This is a genomic window from Aestuariibacter salexigens DSM 15300, from assembly GCF_000429145.1.
GTDB classification, from domain to species: domain Bacteria; phylum Pseudomonadota; class Gammaproteobacteria; order Enterobacterales; family Alteromonadaceae; genus Aestuariibacter; species Aestuariibacter salexigens.
Genome location: NZ_AUBH01000004.1, coordinates 235357 through 253688 on the forward strand (window position 1 = coordinate 235357; position 18332 = coordinate 253688).

Genomic DNA, 18332 nt, shown 5'->3' on the forward strand with positions numbered 1-18332 from the left:
TTTCTGTGATTGTCGAACTGCTCGGCCTATGTGTTGGCCGCCACAGACCGAAGCTGACAGCGACTGCATCATTTTAGTGCGGCATGCACTATATTGATTCAATGTAAGCGCAAAAATATGGGTGCCACGATTGCTTACCTCAGGCTTTTTGAGCCTTACATCAGGGTATGGTGGTTGGCATGAAAATCGCTTGAGAAAGCGCAATCGGAAAACGTGCAGCCGCGAGTACGGATGCAGTAACACCCGTTTATTACAGCGTGAAATCTTCGACACAGAACTGTGCGCGAGAATTCATGCCGCAAGATTACGTATCAAGTGTTTATACCTGGAGGACACGATGTCAATTGAAAAGGCTCTCGAGCTAATTAAAGAAAGTGAAGCCAAGTTTGTCGATCTACGTTTTACTGACACGAAAGGCAAAGAACAGCACGTATCTATCCCCGCCAGCGCGGCTGACGAAGATTTCTTCGAAGAAGGCAAAATGTTCGACGGGTCTTCAATTTCTGGATGGAAAGGCATTAACGAATCAGACATGATTTTGATGCCAGACCCAGCAACAGCGAAGCTCGACCCATTCGCCGAAGAAGCGCAGGTTAACATCACCTGTAACATCGTTGAGCCTTCCACCATGCAAGGCTATGACCGTGACCCACGCTCTATTGCACAACGCGCAGAAGAGTATTTGAAATCAACCGGTATCGGTGACACCGTATTCTTCGGTCCCGAGCCAGAATTTTTCTTGTTCGACGACGTACGTTTCCATACTGATATGGCCGGTTCGTTTTACAAAATCGACTCTGAAGAAGCGAAGTGGAATTCTGGCGCTGAATTCGAAGGTGGAAACCTCGGCCACCGTCCAGGCGTAAAAGGCGGTTATTTCCCTGTTCCACCAGTGGACTCAGCGCATGATATCCGTACTGCGATGTGTCTGGTAATGGAAGAAATGGGACTGGTTATTGAAGCGCATCACCATGAAGTAGCAACTTCAGGTCAGAACGAAATCGCCTGTCAGTTCAATACACTGACCAGCAAAGCGGATGAAATCCAGATTTATAAGTATGTCATCCATAATGTTGCTCATGCATACGGCAAAACAGCGACCTTTATGCCCAAGCCGTTGGTAGGGGATAATGGTTCTGGTATGCACTGCCACCAGTCTATCTCGAAAGATGGTAAGAACATTTTTGCGGGTGACAAGTATGCGGGTCTGTCGGAAGAAGCGCTGTATTACATTGGCGGTATCATCAAGCACGCTCGTGCAATCAACGCGTTTACCAATGCATCAACTAACTCGTACAAGCGTTTGGTACCAGGATTCGAAGCGCCGGTAATGCTGGCTTACAGCGCCCGTAACCGCTCTGCATCTATCCGTATTCCTTACGTGACCAGCGACAAAGCACGTCGTATTGAAGTGCGTTTCCCTGACCCAACAGCTAACCCATACCTTGGCTTCACTGCGATGCTGATGGCCGGTCTGGACGGAATCAAGAACAAGATCCACCCTGGCGACGCAATGGACAAAGACTTGTATGACCTGCCAGCGGAAGAAGCAAAAGAGATCCCAACTGTAGCAAGCTCACTGGAAATGGCGCTTGAGGCACTGGATAACGACCGCGACTTCCTTACCGCCGGTGGCGTGATGTCTGACGATATGATCGATGCATACATCGATCTGAAAATGAATGAAGTCACTACGTTGAACATGACTACTCACCCCGTTGAGTTCGACATGTACTACAGCGTCTAAGATATTCGTTCTTATACCTAAGCCCGCATTTGCGGGCTTTTTTTTGCGCAGTTTATCGCTACACTGTGAGTAACCAAGATATTCGGAACGACCCATGCGAATTCTACTCTGCCTGCTAGCAATGGTGATATTTAGTGCTCAGGCAGGCAAAATATTCAAAATCGTGCACGATGATGGCTCAGTGACTTATACCGACTCGCCTCAACCCGGTGCAACTGAAGTCAACATTGAGCAATATAATCTCAATTTGATCCAGCCAATAGCACGCGTCCCGCAGCGCAGTGATAGTGCCTCGCCCCAACAACGTGCAGCGTCCGCACAGGCTTCAGCAAAAAGCGCCAATTACACACTTTCCGTTCTGGAGCCCCAACCTGAGGCAACCGTCAGGAACAATCTTGGTGCGGTAACCATCAGCGCTGAGGTGACTCCCACGACCGACGGTCAGTATCAATTGATCTTTAATGGTGAAGCGGTTGCACAAAGCAGTGTCGGTGTATTTCAACTTGAGGGCGTTGACCGCGGTGCACATCAATTTCGACTCAACTTTATAAGCAACTCAGGCAAGATCCTTGCATCCTCTCAAGAGCAGACATTTTACATGCACAAAGCGTCCGCTCTGATCAAGCCACAACAGGCACAGTAAGGGCGCGCTAAGGCATTAATGGCTGCATAATTTGCACCGATAAGATATGGTGCACCTTTTTAGTGCAAATAGTGAAAAGTGAACATGCCAAGCCAAGCCGGGGTTGCAAACTTACTGGATTCGTTAAGTACTGCGCTGTTAATGGTCGACAGCCAGTTTCATATCGTTTTTGTAAATCACGCGTCGCAACGGTTTCTGGCTCGCAGTGAAAATCAACTATTAGGTAAACCATTAAGAGAGTTTTTCTTCAATACCGCCATTGATCGTGCGCGCTTACAGCGTGTTTTGGATTTTGGTGAAGAATTTACCGAAACAGAAGTGCGTATCGCCTTCGCAGATGGTCGCCAGACACTGGCCGACGTCACGGTATCCCACGTTGCCAGTGACGACGGACCACGGCTGCTATTCGAAGTCCGTCAGATAGACAAACAAAAGCGCATCACCCAGGAATCTCAGCAATGGGCACAGCAGAAAGCGGCCAGAGATTTAATTAGGGGGCTGGCGCACGAAATCAAGAACCCGCTTGGTGGTATCCGTGGCGCTGCACAATTGCTGCAAAAGGCGCTACAAAATGATGAGCATACAGAATTTACCCAGATGATCATCGAGCAGTCTGACCGCTTGCGCAACCTGGTTGATCGCCTTCTCGGACCCAATTCACCGCCTAATTTTCAGTGGAGTAATATCCATCAGGCGCTTGAGAGAGTGTATGCTCTGGTCAAAGTTGATCGCGGTTTTGATGTCACCATCGAACGCGACTACGACCCCAGCATTCCAGAAATGTATCTTGACCATGAAATGATCCAACAGGCCGTCCTGAATATGGTCAGGAACAGCATGCAAGCGCTACATGAACATGCTCACCCACAGCCGATTATCCGATTAGTAACACGTATCGCCCGGCAGTTTACGATTCACGGAATACGTTATCCCCTCTGCGCCGAAATAAAAATCGTTGATAACGGTCCCGGTATTCCGCAGGCCATAGCTGATACGCTTTTCTACCCAATGGTGAGTGGTAAGCAAAACGGTTCGGGGCTTGGTTTATCCATTGCACAAACATTAATTGACCAACATAAAGGCAAGATAGAAGTGGACTCCCGTCCCGGCGAGACGACGTTTACCCTCTATTTACCGATAAACGACAGGAAACCAGACTGATGAACATCGAACCTGTGTGGATTGTAGACGATGACAGTTCTATTCGCTGGGTGATGCAAAAAGCCCTGCAAAGTGCACAAATCCCCTGCTTTACCTTTGAAAACCCACAGGACTTGTTGCTGCAGTTACAGTCTGGTCAGGTGCCAGAGGTGATTATTTCAGACATCCGCATGCCACAGATGGATGGCATGACGCTTTTAAAACAGATTCATAAAGATTACCCCAATATTCCCGTCATCATCATGACTGCACATTCAGATTTAGACAGTGCAGTGAACGCTTACCAGAAGGGCGCGTTTGAATATCTGCCTAAGCCGTTTGACGTTGATGAAGCCGTCAGTCTGGTGCGTCGGGCACTGACCCATGCTCGTGAACAAAATTCCAAAAACCGAGTACTGGAGCAGCCGCCAGTCACCGAAATCATCGGCGAAGCACCGGCTATGCAGGAAGTTTTCAGAGCAGTGGGGCGGTTATCTCGTTCAAGCATTAGTGTGCTGATCAATGGTCAGTCTGGTACAGGGAAAGAGCTGGTTGCACAGGCATTGCATAAACATAGTCCTCGAGCGAATAAGACGTTTATCGCGCTGAATATGGCAGCCATCCCGGCGGATCTGGTGGAATCTGAGCTATTTGGACATGAAAAAGGGGCGTTTACCGGCGCACAGACAGCGCGTCAGGGACGGTTTGAGCAGGCCGACGGCGGTACGCTGTTTCTGGATGAAATTGGCGATATGCCGTTAGATGTGCAAACTCGACTGTTACGGGTCCTCGCTGATGGTCAGTTTTATCGGGTTGGTGGACACAATCCGATTAAGGTTGATGTACGCATCATCGCGGCGACCCACCAGAATCTTGAACAGCGCGTGGCTGATGGAAAGTTCAGAGAAGACTTATTTCATCGTCTTAATGTCATCCGTATTCACATTCCGACCCTTAGCCAGCGTCGCGAGGATATCCCTCTGCTGGCTCGTCATTTTCTGGCTAAAGCGGCCGTTGAATTGGGCGTTGAAGCGAAAAGTCTGAGCAAAGCAGCGGAAAAAATCCTTTCACAACTCCCCTGGCCTGGGAATGTCAGGCAATTGGAAAATGTTTGTCGTTGGCTAACGGTGATGGCGACAGGTCAGGAAGTCTACCCTGACGATTTACCGCCGGAATTACATACCCAACCGATCACAATGGAGTCAGCCAGTAACCAGCAGGAATGGTACGAGTTATTGGCGAATTGGGCTGACGTGAAGTTGAAAGCCGGGCACAACAATATTTTGGATGACGCTCAAGTTATTTTTGAAAAAGTGCTCTTGCAGCGAGCCTTGCAGCATACCCATGGACATAAACAGGATGCCGCGAAGCGCCTTGGCTGGGGAAGAAATACGCTGACCCGAAAATTAAAAGAATTGGATGTGGAATAAGTACCTAATGTTGGAATGACACAAAATTTTCAGATTAAATCCCCTAAAAATTGCGTTAATTTAGCTTTGTTCTACGCTTGAGATCTGGGGTGCACCAAGTCTTCTTTGGCGCGCTCGCCATTCACAAGGAGAACGATGTGTTTACCATTAAGTCTAGTCTTATTTTTCTTTTTTCTTTCGTTATTGTCAGTATCGCCCAAGCCTCTACGATTCCCGCCTCAATTGAGGATTCTGACTTCTCGGCTCATTCCGCTGAAAAGGTGGAACTTGGTAAAAATTTATTCTGGGATAAGATCCTTTCTGGTAATGAAAATATTGCCTGTGCAAGCTGTCATCACTCACTAGCCGGCACTGGAGACGGTTTGGCCTTACCTATAGGTGAAGGTGGACAAGGGGTGGGTATTACACGTCGCAACGGTGAAGGTAATGCCATGATAGCCGAGCGGGTACCGAGAAATGCGCCGCCAATTTATAACCTCGGTGCGCTATCCTTTGACATTATGTTTCATGACGGTCGCTTGTTTGAAGACCCATCTCAACCAGGTGGCTTCAGAACGCCGGCTGGAGCTCAGTTTCCTGAAGGTGTCGAGAGTGCATTGGCGGCACAAGCCTTTTTTCCCGTCCAGTCAGGAACTGAAATGGCAGGCGCAGCCACTGATAATCCGCAGGGTGCAGCGGCGGCAGCCGGCATATTAGCTGGTGAGGGTGGCGTCTGGGATATTATTGCTGACAAATTAAGAGCGATACCGGAATACGTTGGATTGTTTCAAGCAGCTTACCCAGACCAGATCTATGACTCGGAAGACATACAATATGTGCATATCGCTAATGCCATAGCCGCGTTTGAAGCATCAGCTTTTCGTGCAGACAACAGCCCATTCGACAATTATCTGCGAGGCGATGAGAGCGCATTAACAAGCTCTGCCAAACGTGGCATGCAACTTTTTTATGGTAAAGCCAACTGTTCTTCATGCCACACTGGCCCGTTATTGACTGATTTGGAGTTTCACGCCATTGCCATGCCGCAAATCGGTCCCGGAAAAAATGCAAGTCACGACGACTTTGGTCGCGAGTTAGTATCCGGCAATATCGCCGATCGGTATAAATTCCGCACGCCAACATTACGCAACGTAGCATTGACAGGTCCGTGGGGGCATGCAGGTGCATATGATTCACTTCGAGCTGTCGTGGAGCATCACCTTGATCCTATAGCGGGCTTGTATACTTATGCTGATGATGTTGCTAATAATCAGGCCCAGGCGGTTTTACCTGAGGTTGGCGATGCCGGGGATCATGATTTCACCGTTATGCTTGATGCAAGTAGAGTTGCTGATATCGCTGCGGCTAACGAACTGCCACCTGTCGTTCTGAAAGAGCGACAAATTGATGACTTGATGGCATTTCTTTATGCGTTAACCAGTACAAGCTCTCTGGATGAACGTCATACTGTACCACGCTCCGTTCCCAGCGGATTACCCGTTGCAGATTAAAAGCGGTTGGCGGGGGAAAAACTTCCCCCGCAATTACATATGTAGGACTTAACGTTTAAGTAGCTGGCCCATTGCCTGATTAAACACCTTCATCCATTTATCGCTGAAGTGTCCTTTGGCCACCTTGTTGATCTCAACCACCGCTTTCTTTTTCGGGTGTTTAACATGACCGTTATGCGCTCTGGAATGTGTCATCGCATCAAAGGTATCTAAGATAGCCAGCAGCTTTGCACCGTCACAAATGTCCTCATCCTTAAGCCCCAACGGATAGCCGTTACCGTCAACTCGTTCGTGATGCTGCATAACAATTTTGCGCGCTTCGTCCCACTGTCCCAGATGCTCGAGCAAACGGGAACTTTTGTACACGTGTGAACGCATCAGGTTAAATTCGTTTTCATCCAGCTTATCTTTTTTATGCAGCACCTTGAGTGGCATAAATGCCATACCAAAATCATGTACATAACAGGCGACGGCGAGCTGATCTTCATCGATGGGGCTTCCTGCCAGCTTATTGATATAAAACGCCAATTTCGCGATGCGGTCTCCACGCCCTTCCCAATACATGGAGCGACGTTCAATCGGCTTCATTAATTCCCGGAAAAACAGAATATCAATTTGCTTTTCTGCACTGATGCCTTTTGGAATACCCGTATTCGCCAATGTAACAGGGCGATCCGGTGCACTTGCATCTGCCTGCTCGGTGCCAGAGATATCGCGTTTTGGATCGAGTACTTTGACCGCCTGCGAGAGGAGCCTCTCATGCTCAGTTGCGTTGTCTGGGGTAATCTTAACAATACAGTCAATCAGACGTTGAAGCATGCTTTCATCATACTGCGCACTGCCTGACTTTATGCAGCTCTGCACAAAGTGCTTGACCCGGTCCATGCTAAGCAAGACCAGATCGCTCATTGTACTGGTATACTGAATATCACCCTTGCGAAGATAGTCCAACAAGTCTTCTACATGTTGAAGGATAGGCATCATGGGCGTGAAATTTACCAGCCCGAGGTCACCTTTTATGGTGTGAACGGAGCGAAACAGCGCACGCTGCAGTTCGTTATCCTGGGGCCGTAACTCAAGCTCGATTAGAGTCTGTTCGCTGGCTTCGTAAAGCTCATTAATTTCTTCCAGCAAGTCGTTAAGAATGTCATCTTCAAGCTCTTCGTGACGAAATGTTTGCATGGTCTCTTTGGCTCTTGGCAGGCAAATTAATGGGCGATTAAAACAGTATATCAGATATCGGCAGATGCTCTTGGTAACTTAACTTGTGCAACAGATCAGACATGCTATGCACAGAAAATCGTTATACTGGCGACTTTTATTATGCCGGGATCGTTTGTGCTTGCCATCATCAGAGCTGTTGCTCTCCTTATTCACTTTATCATTGTCAATCTCATGTTACTGTTGGTCTGTTTGGCAAGACCTTTTCACCGTAATAACGTTCATATCGCCGGACAGTTATACAGTACGATGGCATGGACAATGGGCTTAAAAGTTACCGTGCGCAAAGCCCCTGACGTGAATTACAACGTTCCCTGCGTTTATTTGTGTAATCACCAGAACAGCTGGGATTTAGTTACTGTGTGTAAGGCGGCCCAACCAGGCACGGTGGTAATTGGTAAAAAAAGTTTGCTGTGGATCCCGATTTTTGGTCAGCTTTTCTGGCTGTCCGGCAATATCATTATCGACAGAAAAAACAAAGGCAAAGCGCACAATACGTTGCAGTACACTGCAAGGGAAATCGCCGAAAAAAGGCTGTCAGCATGGTTTTTCCCCGAAGGTACCAGAAGCTACGGACGGGGCCTGTTGCCATTTAAAAGTGGGGCAATTCGCACCGCGATCCAGACTAATGAGCCAGTCGTCATTGTCTGCGCGAGCAATTTACATAACAAGATCCGCTGGAATCGTTGGGATAACGGCGAAATGCTGATTGAACTTCAGCGCCCTCAACCCCTGACGGACGATATGACCGTCAAAGAGTGGACTGAAGTCCTCTATGCGCAAATGAAAAGTGGCATTGAAAAGCTCGATGCAGAAGTCGCCGCCATAAGCAATTCAAGGTAAACTGCCAGACAAAATAGACAACATGTAGTGAAACTATGTCTGCACAAGATTCATCGAATGACTGGTATGCATTCAATCAGGAAACCATAGAAGCCCTTATTGAAGACGGCAGTGACCAGTCACAGCCACACACAATTGAACATCATTTTGCCTGCAACAATTTCGATAAGTTGGAAAAAGCGGCAGTAGACGCGTTTAAAGCCGGGTTTGAAGTGGGTGACGCTGAAGAGGTTGAGCTGGACGACGGAGGACTGGTGTACTGCTTCGACGCTGTAGCTGAACGCATGTTATCAATAAGCGAACTCAACGCAGACACTGATAAGCTGCTTAGCATCGCCGCCAAACATGGTGTTCATTATGATGGCTGGGGCACCTACTTTATTGAATAAACCTATAGCGGAAAACGCTGTTAATCCAATAGATTACGAATCGACGTTAACAATTGAACGGTAGTGTATGGTTTAAACAGGATGGCATTTTTTAATGGTAGTTGTGTCTCTCGCATATGCCTGTCATCACTGTAACCACTAACCAGTTGCACTTTTACATACGGAAATGCTGACATGACTTCTGCCGCCAGTTCATAGCCATCCATACCAGGCATAATAATGTCGCTTAGTAATAAATCAGCGCGATGCGTAGACAAATACGCTAGTGCGTCTTCTGCCCGATTAAATACCACCACGTCATAACCAAATTCGGACAAAATTTGCTCAGCAACGTTAGTTAACTCTTTCTCATCATCAACCACCACAATTCGCTCATTTCCATATAGAGATTGCTCCCCCTGCCCTTCAGCAAGGGTAAGAATGTCGCTGCTGTGTGTAGCCCGTGGAAAATATAAGTCGAACGTACTGCCATGGCCGGGCGTCGATCTCACATCAATACGGCCCTGTGCCCTTTTGACGAAACCATACACCTGGCTCAGGCCTAACCCGGTTCCTTGTTTACCTTTAGTGGAAAAGAAAGGGTCGAAGATATGTTGAATGAGCGACGCGTCCATGCCGCAGCCATTATCGATCACGCTGAGCTTGACGTACTCTTGATACTGTTTTTTATCCTCGCCGTTTGCCAGACGAAGGTTCTCAGTTTTAATGATCACCCGTCCTTTTTCATCGATAGCATGCATGGCATTGAGTACTAAGTTAACCAGGCTATCTTCCAGCTCTGACGCATCCATTTCACATAGCCAAAGATCTTTTTGCAGGTCCAGAACCAGTGAAATTCTGACCGTCAGTATCTTTGCCAACATGTCCTCATCTTTACTGACCACCTCATTGATATTGAGCAGCGTGATTTGCGTGCTGCGCGCGCTGGAAAACGACAGCAGTCTTTTCGTCAGTTCTGCGCCTCGGGTACTGGCTTTTTGAATATTTGAAACTAACTCACGCACGTCTTCTTGTGCCTCAGCAACTTTCATATCAAGTAAAGCAGCATAGCCAGAGATGATATTCAGGATATTGTTGAAGTCATGGGCAACCCCGCCAGTCAGCTTGCCTAGCGAGTCCATTTTCTGAGCACGTTTCATTTCTTCTTCGTGGCGCTTACGATCAGTAATATCGTTGGAAATACCACATAAGGCATAAGCCTCTCCATGCTCGTCGAGTAGTGGAAATTTCTCGGACGTGTAGATATGTAGCTGACCATCGGCCTGTGGAATATTCTCTTCAAATTCGATCGGTTGTTTGTTTTTGAGCACATAAATATCGTTTTTACGTACACTCTCTGCAGTGTCCGCCGGCAGAAGCTCATTGTCGGTTTTACCGATAACCTGCTCACGTTGAAGTCCGAATATTTTAAGGTACTGAGCATTGATAAATTCGTAGCGTCCCTCGCGATCTTTGACGTATACCACTGAAGGAGCATGGTCCATAATCGCCTGCAAACCCTGCTGACTTTTTGTCAATTGTTGACGTAACTGAACCTCCTGCGAAACGTCATTGAAAACGACTACGATACCGATGGTCTGCCCTTCGTGACTCTGAATAGGTGCAGCAGTGCAATTAATATAAAAGCGTTTTCCCTGGTGATTTTTCAGTACAACACCACTGCCTAACGTCTTTGCATCGCTCGTTTCAGCAACATGAAGAATTAATGATTGCAGCGATTTACCGCTCTGCTCATCTACAACCGGGAAAATAACATCTAACCTTTCCTGCAAGGCGTCGACCTGATGCCATCCAGTCAGAGCTTCTGCGGTTGGATTCATCAATGTAATAGCGCCGTCCCTGTCTGTTACTATCACGCCATCTGCAATGCTATTCAGCGTGATTGCAATGTTTTTCTCGCGCTCTTTGAGCGTCTCCATGGTTTGTCTAAGCTGCGCCTTATTTTGCACCAGATGCTCGACCATTAGATCAAACGTATTTGCCAGCTGACTCAACTCATCCTGCCCCGTTAGTCCGGTTCTGGCAGTATAATCTCCGGATGCAATACGCGCTGCTGTGTCCGTAATAAGATTAAGTTTGCGGGTTAAAAACCCTGCGGCAATGATTGCCACCACGGCGCTCCCAACAATTCCAGCAAGGGCAATCAATACGCTCACTGTGCGCACACCAGAGTAAGCATCCAACAGCACTATGTCAGAGAATTCAGCGGCCACTAGCCCTGCAGGTTGATTATCAATTTGAATGGGCAAACGTCGCCACTGATGGTGTGGGCGTTCGGAAAGTGTAGGCAAAGGGCGTCCGATATCCTGAGGATGAGTAGAGGCAACAACAATGCTGGTATTGTCAGCAATAACAAGGCGAGTCATGTTGGCTTTAGCCGAAAGTTCATTGATATGTGCTTGTAGCGTAGTGCCATCTCTGCTCAGCAAAGCCGGTAAGGAAATTTCTTTAACCAGCCGCATGATAACCTGCTTGTTATAACTATTATGCTGCTCTGCCGTCTTGTAAGTGCTATCAAGCGTTTGCCATAAAACCAGCGACAGCACTGCACTTTCTAAAAAGAAGATAAGCAGCGCTATTCGATACTTCAAAGAGAGGTTTGGCAATATTTGCCCCTTAGCCACTGACGTTCATCAGAAACGTTGCAGACAAATTGCATAAATTAAGAAGCATGGGTGACTGATAGCTGACCAACGAAGACTTTAAAGATAGTTCAGGAAAACATTGACGTCATAACTAATCACCAATGTTTATCTATATCGACTAGGAAACTGGCGCGACGATGACCTTGTTGCGACCCTGCTGTTTGGCAATGTACAGAGCCTCATCGGCCCGTTTAATGAGGCTTTCCAGAGATTCTCCCGTTTGTAAACCGGCCACACCGAAGCTAGCGGTGATTGAAATGTTGTAATTGTCGTATTGAATACTAGATTGCTCAGTACAGCTCCTTATTCGTTCAGCTAACTTTTCACAGTGAGATACAGAACTGTCGCTAGCAAATAATAAAAACTCCTCTCCACCCAATCGGCAGCATACGTCAGTACTTCTCGCCAGCGAGCGAACAAGTCTGGCAAATTCAGTGAGCACGACATCACCACCTTCATGGCCGTATGTGTCATTTACTTTTTTGAAGTGATCAATATCAATCGCAATCACGTTGACGGACTTATTCGCGTCGATGTCAGCATTCATAATCTGCGTCATTCCCCTTCGATTATAAAGCTCAGTCAGCGGGTCCATAACCGTCAGCTCTGCGAGTTTACGCTGTTCATCGATAAGTAAACTGGCCGTAAGTCCCAGTCCCAAGAACACGAAGGACACAGCTTGGGTAAACACAGAAGAGGCGAACACAATGAGTCGATTATCGAGTGTCAGGAGCCAGAATATTTGAAAAAGCGTATTAGAGAACTGCAATAAGATAGCGATTCCCAGTAGTGCGATACCATAGTTTTTATATTGCGCGTATCCTCCTATCACAGTGCGCAATGCAATAGGCAATAAAGTCAGGCCAACCAACACTTCAATTAGCACCAGTCCTTCTATAGATTTAACGAGAGTAAGACACGCTAATAGTGCGGTCATGAATCCATACAGCAGATAATTATGTTGGTAAGTTTTGCGTTCATAATGTTGCAGCGCAACCAATAGCGTCGCAATATTTATGCAGTAGAACAGCACCGCGAAGAAAAGCAGTTGCCCCCTGCCTTCATCGAGAGATGCCCAGGTTAACGCAAAACCAGCGGCTCCCATGACAAAAAACAGCATGAAAATTCGCAGAAAAATCACTCTTTCCGACGACTTGGCAATTTTTTTTACAAGCAGCGCGCAAGCGATAACCGAGCTTAAAATTAATATGAAGAAGCCTGAGGTGAAGACTTGGGAAAAGCCAGAAGTGTCCATCAGCGGTCGCTTTTCATCTCTTAGTTAGCGCCAGATTAATGCAGTATAAACAGATAAATAGGATTTTAATACTCGCTCTGAAAGAGACAAAACGTCTTTTTAATTAAGATAGTCTTCAGCAAATATTCATCTTGTCAGCACCACACTGTTATTACAGGTTTAGTAATGCGACAGGAGAAACGCCATGCAAATCAAAACCTTATTTGCTTCAATCTTGGCTTTGCCATTGGTTGCCAGTGCGCAAACAACATCCGATGAAAAAGGCACAGGTACGATGCCCCTTGCTGTGAAAACAGTCGAAACACAGTTTGGCTCACAAAAGCCAGAGCGAGCTAAATCGTCTGCCGGTTTTACGCTAAATCTGAACGACAATACTGACGAAGCGGCGGCAAACGACCGCTGGGCGAAGAAAAATAGCGAGTTGCAAAAGACGCCTTCATCACAAACTGTGCGTAGCGACATAAGAACCTACAGTGAGGACTTCTGGATTTACGACGCTTGGACCAGCCTTGATGTCGATAACGACTATGACGGCTATTATCACCGTTTTAGCGTTGAATTTGATGCTGACACCGTTTATTCGAGCGCATGGGTATATGCACGTATCTACCTTGGTCGTGGTGATATCTTCGATGAAATACACACGACGTCAGTATTCATGATAAATGGCGACAACAGTGATGACAGTTTAATCATTGAAAGTGAACTGGTAAGCGGCTTTCCCACTGACGAGTACGAAGTACTGATTGAACTGTATGACGCAGAACATGACGAATTGGTGGCGATTACCGACGGCTATTCAGACGCAGATTTGAGTTATCTGTCATTAGAAAGCGCCAACTATGAGCTTGTCTATGAAGAGCCGCCGGTGGTGATTGTTGAGGAATATGGCGGTAGCACAATCTGGTGGGCAGTCGTTGTTTTGTCTGCAGTAGTAGGATGGCGCAGAAAACGTTCAGTGTGCTGAATGGACTTCAGCCGCTGCGCTCATCTTTGCAGGTAAGCTGACGTCACACTTGGCGTCAGCTTTTTTACTATTTAAAAAAGGAGTCTGGCTGGTCAGCCAGCATGGCTTCAATTTCCTCTATATCGAGAGGCTGTTCAGCGTCTTCAGTCTGTTTGCCTGCAATGACTTTCTCTTCATTTGCCCATTCACCGAGATCAATGAGCTGACATTTTTTACTGCAAAATGGCCGGTAAACATTCTCTGCTGACCATTCAACTGACGTCTGACAGGTAGGACAATTCACATTCATTAACAACTCGCCATTTCAAATGACACGTCCTGCTCTACCGCAGGAGGCTTGCCTGGTTCAGCGTCGAACCACATAAAACGAATAGCATAGCGGTACTTGTTTCCACTTAGTACGGGATAAAAACCACTGTTATTTTCACTGATAATACGAATTAGCTCTATACGGTCATCAGCGACTCCTTGATAAAAGCCCTTTTGCGCAGTGACCTGAGTAAACCGACCTCGTTCACGCAGAAAAGACAGCGCTACCTGGATAGACTCTTTAACCAGTGACAACTCTGACAGCCACCCCTGAATATTGTTTTGCACAATCTCGCTACGCTGATTGAACCAATAATGCAGATTAGGCAGGTCAAAGCTGCATGTGCCGCCTGGAATACTGAAGCGCTGTCTGATTGACGCAAGAAATCGGTCGTCCTTTAATTCACTACCAAGCTTTTTGGCCTGTTTGATTCGTTCACGCAACCGAATAATGCGCTGCAGCGCTGACTGCAATGCTTCCGTGTCGATTTGCGGGTGCTGTGACCACTGCACGAGATTTTTCTCATGGCTGTCTATGTCTTTGAGGATATCATTGCGAATATCAAGCCGTTCAAGCAGATCCAGTAGCGTGAACATGGCTTCAAAAAAACTGATGTACTGCCAGCCTTGCTGTGCTTGTTCGCCTTGCTGGAGTCGCACGAATAACTGCTCAACGCGAAGGTAATTTCTCACCTTTTCATTTAACGGAAACTCGTACACGGCGGTTTGCATTGTTGAAAAATGCCCTCTGACTGGAAACATGCCCCGCCATGACACCCGAAAACTCGTTATATTTCAAGCCCTGCTGCTATTTGTTTTGGTTGCCAATTGCAAATACTGCGTATGTAATGATTGCATTTGTTCAACAAGATAAGAGTGGTCTCGGCTGTTGTCGATGACATCATCAGCGGCGCCAAGACGGTCTTCGCGCGTCGCCTGCGACGCCATAATCGCCTGTACCTGTTCGACAGGCACGCCGTCACGCTGGGACGTGCGCTGTTGTTGTATGAGCGGTTCGACATCAACCACCAGCACTCTGTCGACCATCGATGTCAGCTTATTTTCAACCAGTAATGGTACAGAAAGTATCGCATATGGGCTGCGCACTTGCGCGATCCTCTGTTGCATTCTATCGCGGATGGCTGGGTGTAAAAGGTTGTTCAACCAGTCTTTCTGCTGCTTATCTTCGAACACTATTGCACGCAGAGCCTGCCGGTTAAGGGCGCCGTGCTCGTCGATAATTGATTTACCAAACTTGTCAATAATGGCAGCAAGTGCAGCAGAACCCGGCTCTACCACTTCGCGCGCGATAATATCTGCATCGACAATATCGATACCCTGCTTTGCAAACCAGTCAGACACTGTTGTTTTGCCACTGCCGATGCCACCCGTTAATCCTACAACGTAGGTCATGACATCATCCAGGCAAAGTATGCTGAGCTTATTTGCTCACCAAATAGCAAGGTGATCCAGCCTGCAATCGCCAGGTAGGGACCAAACGGAATAGGCTGACTTTTATCTTTTCCCTGGATCAGGATTAACATGATGCCTAATGCGGCACCAACAAATGAAGACAATAAAATAATGATGGGAAGTTGTTGCCATCCAACCCAGGCACCTAATGCAGCAAGTAGCTTGAAGTCGCCGTACCCCATCCCTTCTTTGCCGGTCAATAATTTAAACGCCCAGTAAAGTGACCATAGACTGAGATATCCAGCGGCAGCGCCAATGATGCTGCTTACAGGGTCGGTAAATATATTGCCTGCAGAGAACAGCAGCCCCAACCACAGTAGCGGCAGGGTGAGTTGGTCGGGCAACAGCATTTTATCAATATCTATCCACGTCATTGCCACCAGCATCCAGGTGGCAACCAATGCGCCAGCAGTTTGCCAGCCAAACCCAAAATGCCAGGCCACCCACATTGATAACAAGGCCGTACTGAGCTCCACAAAAGGATATCGTACAGAAATTCGAGACTGACACTTACTGCATCGACCTTTTAACCACAACCAGCTGAGCACTGGAATATTTTCCCACGCGCGGATTCGATGTTGGCAGGATGGACAGGTGCTATCCGGCTTGACCAGATTAAATGTTTCAGTCTCAGTGGCAGAATCATTAGCTGATTGGAAGTACTGCTGATATTCCCTCTGCCACTCTCGCTCCATCATGACTGGCAGGCGATAAATAACGACATTCAAAAAGCTACCAACCATCAAGCTGATGACAAAAACAAAGCCGATAAAAAATGCAGGCGAGGCCTGTAATAATGTCACGAGGTCAGACATAAACGCGTGATGAAACCTTAGGAGTAAAAGATAAAGGGTGCCAGATTTGCGTCACTGGCACCACCGCCAGGATAGGAAAAATACTTAAGATCTATACCACATTACCCATATCGAAGATGGGCAAGTACATCGCCACAATAAGACCACCGATTATCACACCGAGCACTGCCATGATAAGCGGTTCAAGCAGACTGGTAAGACCGTCGACCATATCATCCACTTCAGCCTCGTAAATACTGGCGACTTTGCCAAGCATATCCTCAACCGCACCGGATTCCTCACCAATAGCAACCATTTGATTGACCATATCAGGAAATACATTGGTCGCGCGCATGGCAATGTTCATTTGCATCCCGCCAGCCACCTCTTTTTTGACAAACAGAATCGCATCTCTGAATACCGCGTTACCTGACGCCCCTGCCGCAGAATCAAGTGCGTCTATCAGTGGTACACCTGCTGCAAACGTGGTTGACAGCGTGCGGGTATATCGCGCAATAGAGGCTTTCTTGAGAATTTCACCAATGACAGGAATTTTTAACATTTTTTCGTCAAGTTTATCTCTTAATTTTGCTGAGCGCTTGTAGGCGCGCATAAACATGACAAAACCCGCCACTGCCGCCATACCAACATACAGTCCGTAATCCTGCATCCCTCGGGAGATTGCAAGAACAAACTGTGTAAATGCGGGTAGCTCAGCACCAAAACTGCTGAAGATTTCTTCAAACTGAGGCACAACAAAGATTAGCAAAATGGTAGTCACAATAAAGGCAACCACAATAACTGCAGTTGGATAAAACAGAGCCTTTTTAATTTTTGACTTTAACGCTTCGGCTTTTTCTTTGTAGGTAGCGATACGGTCATAAATGGTTTCCAGCATCCCTGACTGTTCACCGGTCTCAACCAGATCGCAATACAAATCATCAAAATATTCTTGATGTTTGCGCAACGCTGATGACAGCGGATTACCGGCTTTCACCTCGTTACCAATATCGATCAACATCTTACGCATCTCGGCCTTTGCATGCCCTTGCGCAATCATATCTATGGACTGAATAAGCGTGACACCAGCGCTCAGCATGGTGGCAATCTGACGGGAAAACACGCAAATATCAGCTGCGTTTATTTTTTCCCGACCTTTGCCGAATAACGGCTTACTGAGTTTTTTAACTTTCGTAGCCGAAACGCCCTGGCGTCGCAATAAGTTTTTTGCTTCGGTGACTGAGGCAGCAGTAATTTCCCCTTTGGTTGCCTTACCATGCCTGTCCGTGCCCGCCCAGGTGAATACTGAAGTCGCTTTTGCCATGCCTGAAATCGCCTTGTACTTATTCTAGAGGCAAAAAAGCCCAGACGAGCCGGGCTTTTTGTTAGAGCTAAACCTTTGGACCGATTAGCACAGGTCTGCTGGAGTACATGCTTCTTGCCAAGTAACAACACCAGATGCGGTTACAGTTGGGGTAAGCACGTAAGTTGAGCCAGCCAATGCGCCAGTAGCGTCTGTAGGTGCTGAAATCGTGATAACACCGTCAGTGACTGACACACCAGGCACACCCGCTGCCGCTGCAATCGCAGCTGGAATACCGTTAGCTGTGTCAGAACAGCCAGCTACTGCGCCAGTCAACTGGGCACAAACCTCAACTTGCGACTTCACAGAAGCACTGGCGTTAGTCAGCTCTGAGAAACGTGCCTTGTTGGTGTAGTTCTGGTAAGCAGGCAGTGCGATAGCCGCCAAGATACCGATGATCGCAACAACGATCATTAATTCAATCAGGGTAAAACCTTTTTGTTTGCTGGTCTTAGTCATGTTCATGGTCTTCATCTCCGCGCGTTCCCGGAACGCAAATTTTGTTTACTGACAAGTTTTCGCGATAGCCACCCTCGGACGCATTTGAATGGCTACCTCGTTGGCTTCGATATCAGTATAGATTGACCTTCCGCTTAAACAAGTATGCAGTTGCATACGTAAGT

General features: G+C 47.2%; 17 protein-coding genes. 8 read left to right on the top strand and 9 right to left on the bottom strand.

Features of this window, described 5'->3' with window-relative positions:
• Positions 1-337: 337 nt before the first annotated feature.
• From glnA to G441_RS0108430, 5 genes are all read left to right on the top strand, one after another.
• On the top strand, positions 338-1747 hold the full coding sequence (gene glnA, locus G441_RS0108410) for a glutamate--ammonia ligase (RefSeq protein ID WP_026375939.1): 1410 nt from the start codon (positions 338-340) through the stop codon (positions 1745-1747).
• A gap of 94 nt (positions 1748-1841) precedes the next feature.
• A complete protein-coding gene (locus G441_RS18285; protein WP_034474721.1) occupies positions 1842-2390 on the top strand; it encodes a DUF4124 domain-containing protein in 549 nt (182 codons plus the stop codon).
• A gap of 84 nt (positions 2391-2474) precedes the next feature.
• A complete protein-coding gene (gene glnL / locus G441_RS0108420) occupies positions 2475-3551 on the top strand; it encodes a nitrogen regulation protein NR(II) (protein WP_026375940.1) in 1077 nt (358 codons plus the stop codon).
• Positions 3551-4960 carry a nitrogen regulation protein NR(I) gene (glnG, locus tag G441_RS0108425; RefSeq protein ID WP_026375941.1) on the top strand — a complete coding sequence of 470 codons (1410 nt, stop codon included), beginning with the start codon at positions 3551-3553 and terminating at the stop codon, positions 4958-4960. The genes glnL and glnG overlap by 1 nt, the downstream gene beginning before the upstream one ends.
• A gap of 137 nt (positions 4961-5097) precedes the next feature.
• Positions 5098-6450 (top strand): cytochrome-c peroxidase, encoded by a 1353-nt coding sequence (locus tag G441_RS0108430; RefSeq protein WP_205622166.1) that lies wholly within the window; start codon positions 5098-5100, stop codon positions 6448-6450.
• 48 nt (positions 6451-6498) lie between these two features.
• Here G441_RS0108430 and G441_RS0108435 read toward each other — a convergent pair whose 3' ends face one another.
• Positions 6499-7632, bottom strand: a complete 1134-nt coding sequence (locus tag G441_RS0108435; RefSeq protein ID WP_026375943.1) for an HD domain-containing phosphohydrolase — start codon at positions 7630-7632, stop codon at positions 6499-6501.
• 156 nt (positions 7633-7788) lie between these two features.
• Here G441_RS0108435 and G441_RS0108440 point away from each other — a divergent pair, with 156 nt between their 5' ends.
• Together G441_RS0108440 and rraB are read left to right on the top strand one after the other, a co-directional pair.
• Positions 7789-8514 (top strand): 1-acylglycerol-3-phosphate O-acyltransferase, encoded by a 726-nt coding sequence (locus tag G441_RS0108440; protein WP_026375944.1) that lies wholly within the window; start codon positions 7789-7791, stop codon positions 8512-8514.
• A 35-nt stretch (positions 8515-8549) separates the two neighbouring features.
• Entirely contained in the window at positions 8550-8903 is a 354-nt protein-coding gene (gene rraB, locus G441_RS0108445) for a ribonuclease E inhibitor RraB (RefSeq protein ID WP_026375945.1), read from the top strand.
• 20 nt (positions 8904-8923) lie between these two features.
• On the opposite strand, the gene G441_RS0108450 is transcribed toward rraB, so the two are convergent.
• Positions 8924-11527 carry a PAS domain-containing protein gene (locus tag G441_RS0108450; protein WP_156896317.1) on the bottom strand — a complete coding sequence of 868 codons (2604 nt, stop codon included), beginning with the start codon at positions 11525-11527 and terminating at the stop codon, positions 8924-8926.
• Positions 11528-11666: 139 nt separating this feature from the next.
• The gene (locus G441_RS19275; protein WP_051275439.1) at positions 11667-12668 is read right to left on the bottom strand and encodes a GGDEF domain-containing protein; all 1002 of its coding nucleotides are present in this window, start codon (positions 12666-12668) and stop codon (positions 11667-11669) included.
• A gap of 319 nt (positions 12669-12987) precedes the next feature.
• Here G441_RS19275 and G441_RS18295 point away from each other — a divergent pair, with 319 nt between their 5' ends.
• Positions 12988-13770: a choice-of-anchor H family protein gene (locus tag G441_RS18295; protein WP_026375947.1), complete on the top strand. Its 783-nt coding sequence runs from the start codon at positions 12988-12990 to the stop codon at positions 13768-13770.
• Positions 13771-13837: 67 nt separating this feature from the next.
• On the opposite strand, the gene yacG is transcribed toward G441_RS18295, so the two are convergent.
• From yacG to G441_RS0108490, 6 genes are all read right to left on the bottom strand, one after another.
• Complete coding sequence (gene yacG, locus G441_RS0108465; protein ID WP_026375948.1) at positions 13838-14059, bottom strand: DNA gyrase inhibitor YacG; 222 nt, start codon at positions 14057-14059, stop codon at positions 13838-13840.
• Positions 14059-14811 (bottom strand): cell division protein ZapD, encoded by a 753-nt coding sequence (gene zapD / locus G441_RS0108470; RefSeq protein ID WP_026375949.1) that lies wholly within the window; start codon positions 14809-14811, stop codon positions 14059-14061. The genes yacG and zapD overlap by 1 nt, the downstream gene beginning before the upstream one ends.
• Before the next feature lie 63 nt (positions 14812-14874).
• Positions 14875-15492: a dephospho-CoA kinase gene (coaE, locus tag G441_RS0108475; RefSeq protein WP_026375950.1), complete on the bottom strand. Its 618-nt coding sequence runs from the start codon at positions 15490-15492 to the stop codon at positions 14875-14877.
• The gene (locus G441_RS0108480) at positions 15489-16367 is read right to left on the bottom strand and encodes a prepilin peptidase (protein ID WP_026375951.1); all 879 of its coding nucleotides are present in this window, start codon (positions 16365-16367) and stop codon (positions 15489-15491) included. Before G441_RS0108480 ends, coaE begins: the two co-directional genes overlap by 4 nt.
• 91 nt (positions 16368-16458) lie before the next feature.
• Positions 16459-17670 carry a type II secretion system F family protein gene (locus G441_RS0108485; protein WP_026375952.1) on the bottom strand — a complete coding sequence of 404 codons (1212 nt, stop codon included), beginning with the start codon at positions 17668-17670 and terminating at the stop codon, positions 16459-16461.
• 84 nt (positions 17671-17754) lie between these two features.
• Entirely contained in the window at positions 17755-18174 is a 420-nt protein-coding gene (locus tag G441_RS0108490) for a pilin (protein ID WP_026375953.1), read from the bottom strand.
• Positions 18175-18332: the final 158 nt, after the last annotated feature.

Bases quoted from the DNA above. Each gene is read 5' to 3' on its own strand.
- glnA (WP_026375939.1), top strand. From the start codon at position 338: ATGTCAATTGAAAAGGCTCTCGAGCTAATTAAAGAAAGTGAAGCCAAG.
- G441_RS18285 (WP_034474721.1), top strand. From the start codon at position 1,842: ATGCGAATTCTACTCTGCCTGCTAGCAATGGTGATATTTAGTGCTCAG.
- glnL (WP_026375940.1), top strand. From the start codon at position 2,475: ATGCCAAGCCAAGCCGGGGTTGCAAACTTACTGGATTCGTTAAGTACT.
- glnG (WP_026375941.1), top strand. From the start codon at position 3,551: ATGAACATCGAACCTGTGTGGATTGTAGACGATGACAGTTCTATTCGC.
- G441_RS0108435 (WP_026375943.1), bottom strand. From the start codon at position 7,632: ATGCAAACATTTCGTCACGAAGAGCTTGAAGATGACATTCTTAACGAC.
- rraB (WP_026375945.1), top strand. From the start codon at position 8,550: ATGTCTGCACAAGATTCATCGAATGACTGGTATGCATTCAATCAGGAA.
- G441_RS19275 (WP_051275439.1), bottom strand. From the start codon at position 12,668: ATGCTGTTTTTTGTCATGGGAGCCGCTGGTTTTGCGTTAACCTGGGCA.
- G441_RS18295 (WP_026375947.1), top strand. From the start codon at position 12,988: ATGCAAATCAAAACCTTATTTGCTTCAATCTTGGCTTTGCCATTGGTT.
- yacG (WP_026375948.1), bottom strand. From the start codon at position 14,059: ATGAATGTGAATTGTCCTACCTGTCAGACGTCAGTTGAATGGTCAGCA.
- zapD (WP_026375949.1), bottom strand. From the start codon at position 14,811: ATGCAAACCGCCGTGTACGAGTTTCCGTTAAATGAAAAGGTGAGAAAT.
- coaE (WP_026375950.1), bottom strand. From the start codon at position 15,492: ATGACCTACGTTGTAGGATTAACGGGTGGCATCGGCAGTGGCAAAACA.
- G441_RS0108480 (WP_026375951.1), bottom strand. From the start codon at position 16,367: ATGTCTGACCTCGTGACATTATTACAGGCCTCGCCTGCATTTTTTATC.
- G441_RS0108485 (WP_026375952.1), bottom strand. From the start codon at position 17,670: ATGGCAAAAGCGACTTCAGTATTCACCTGGGCGGGCACGGACAGGCAT.
- G441_RS0108490 (WP_026375953.1), bottom strand. From the start codon at position 18,174: ATGAACATGACTAAGACCAGCAAACAAAAAGGTTTTACCCTGATTGAA.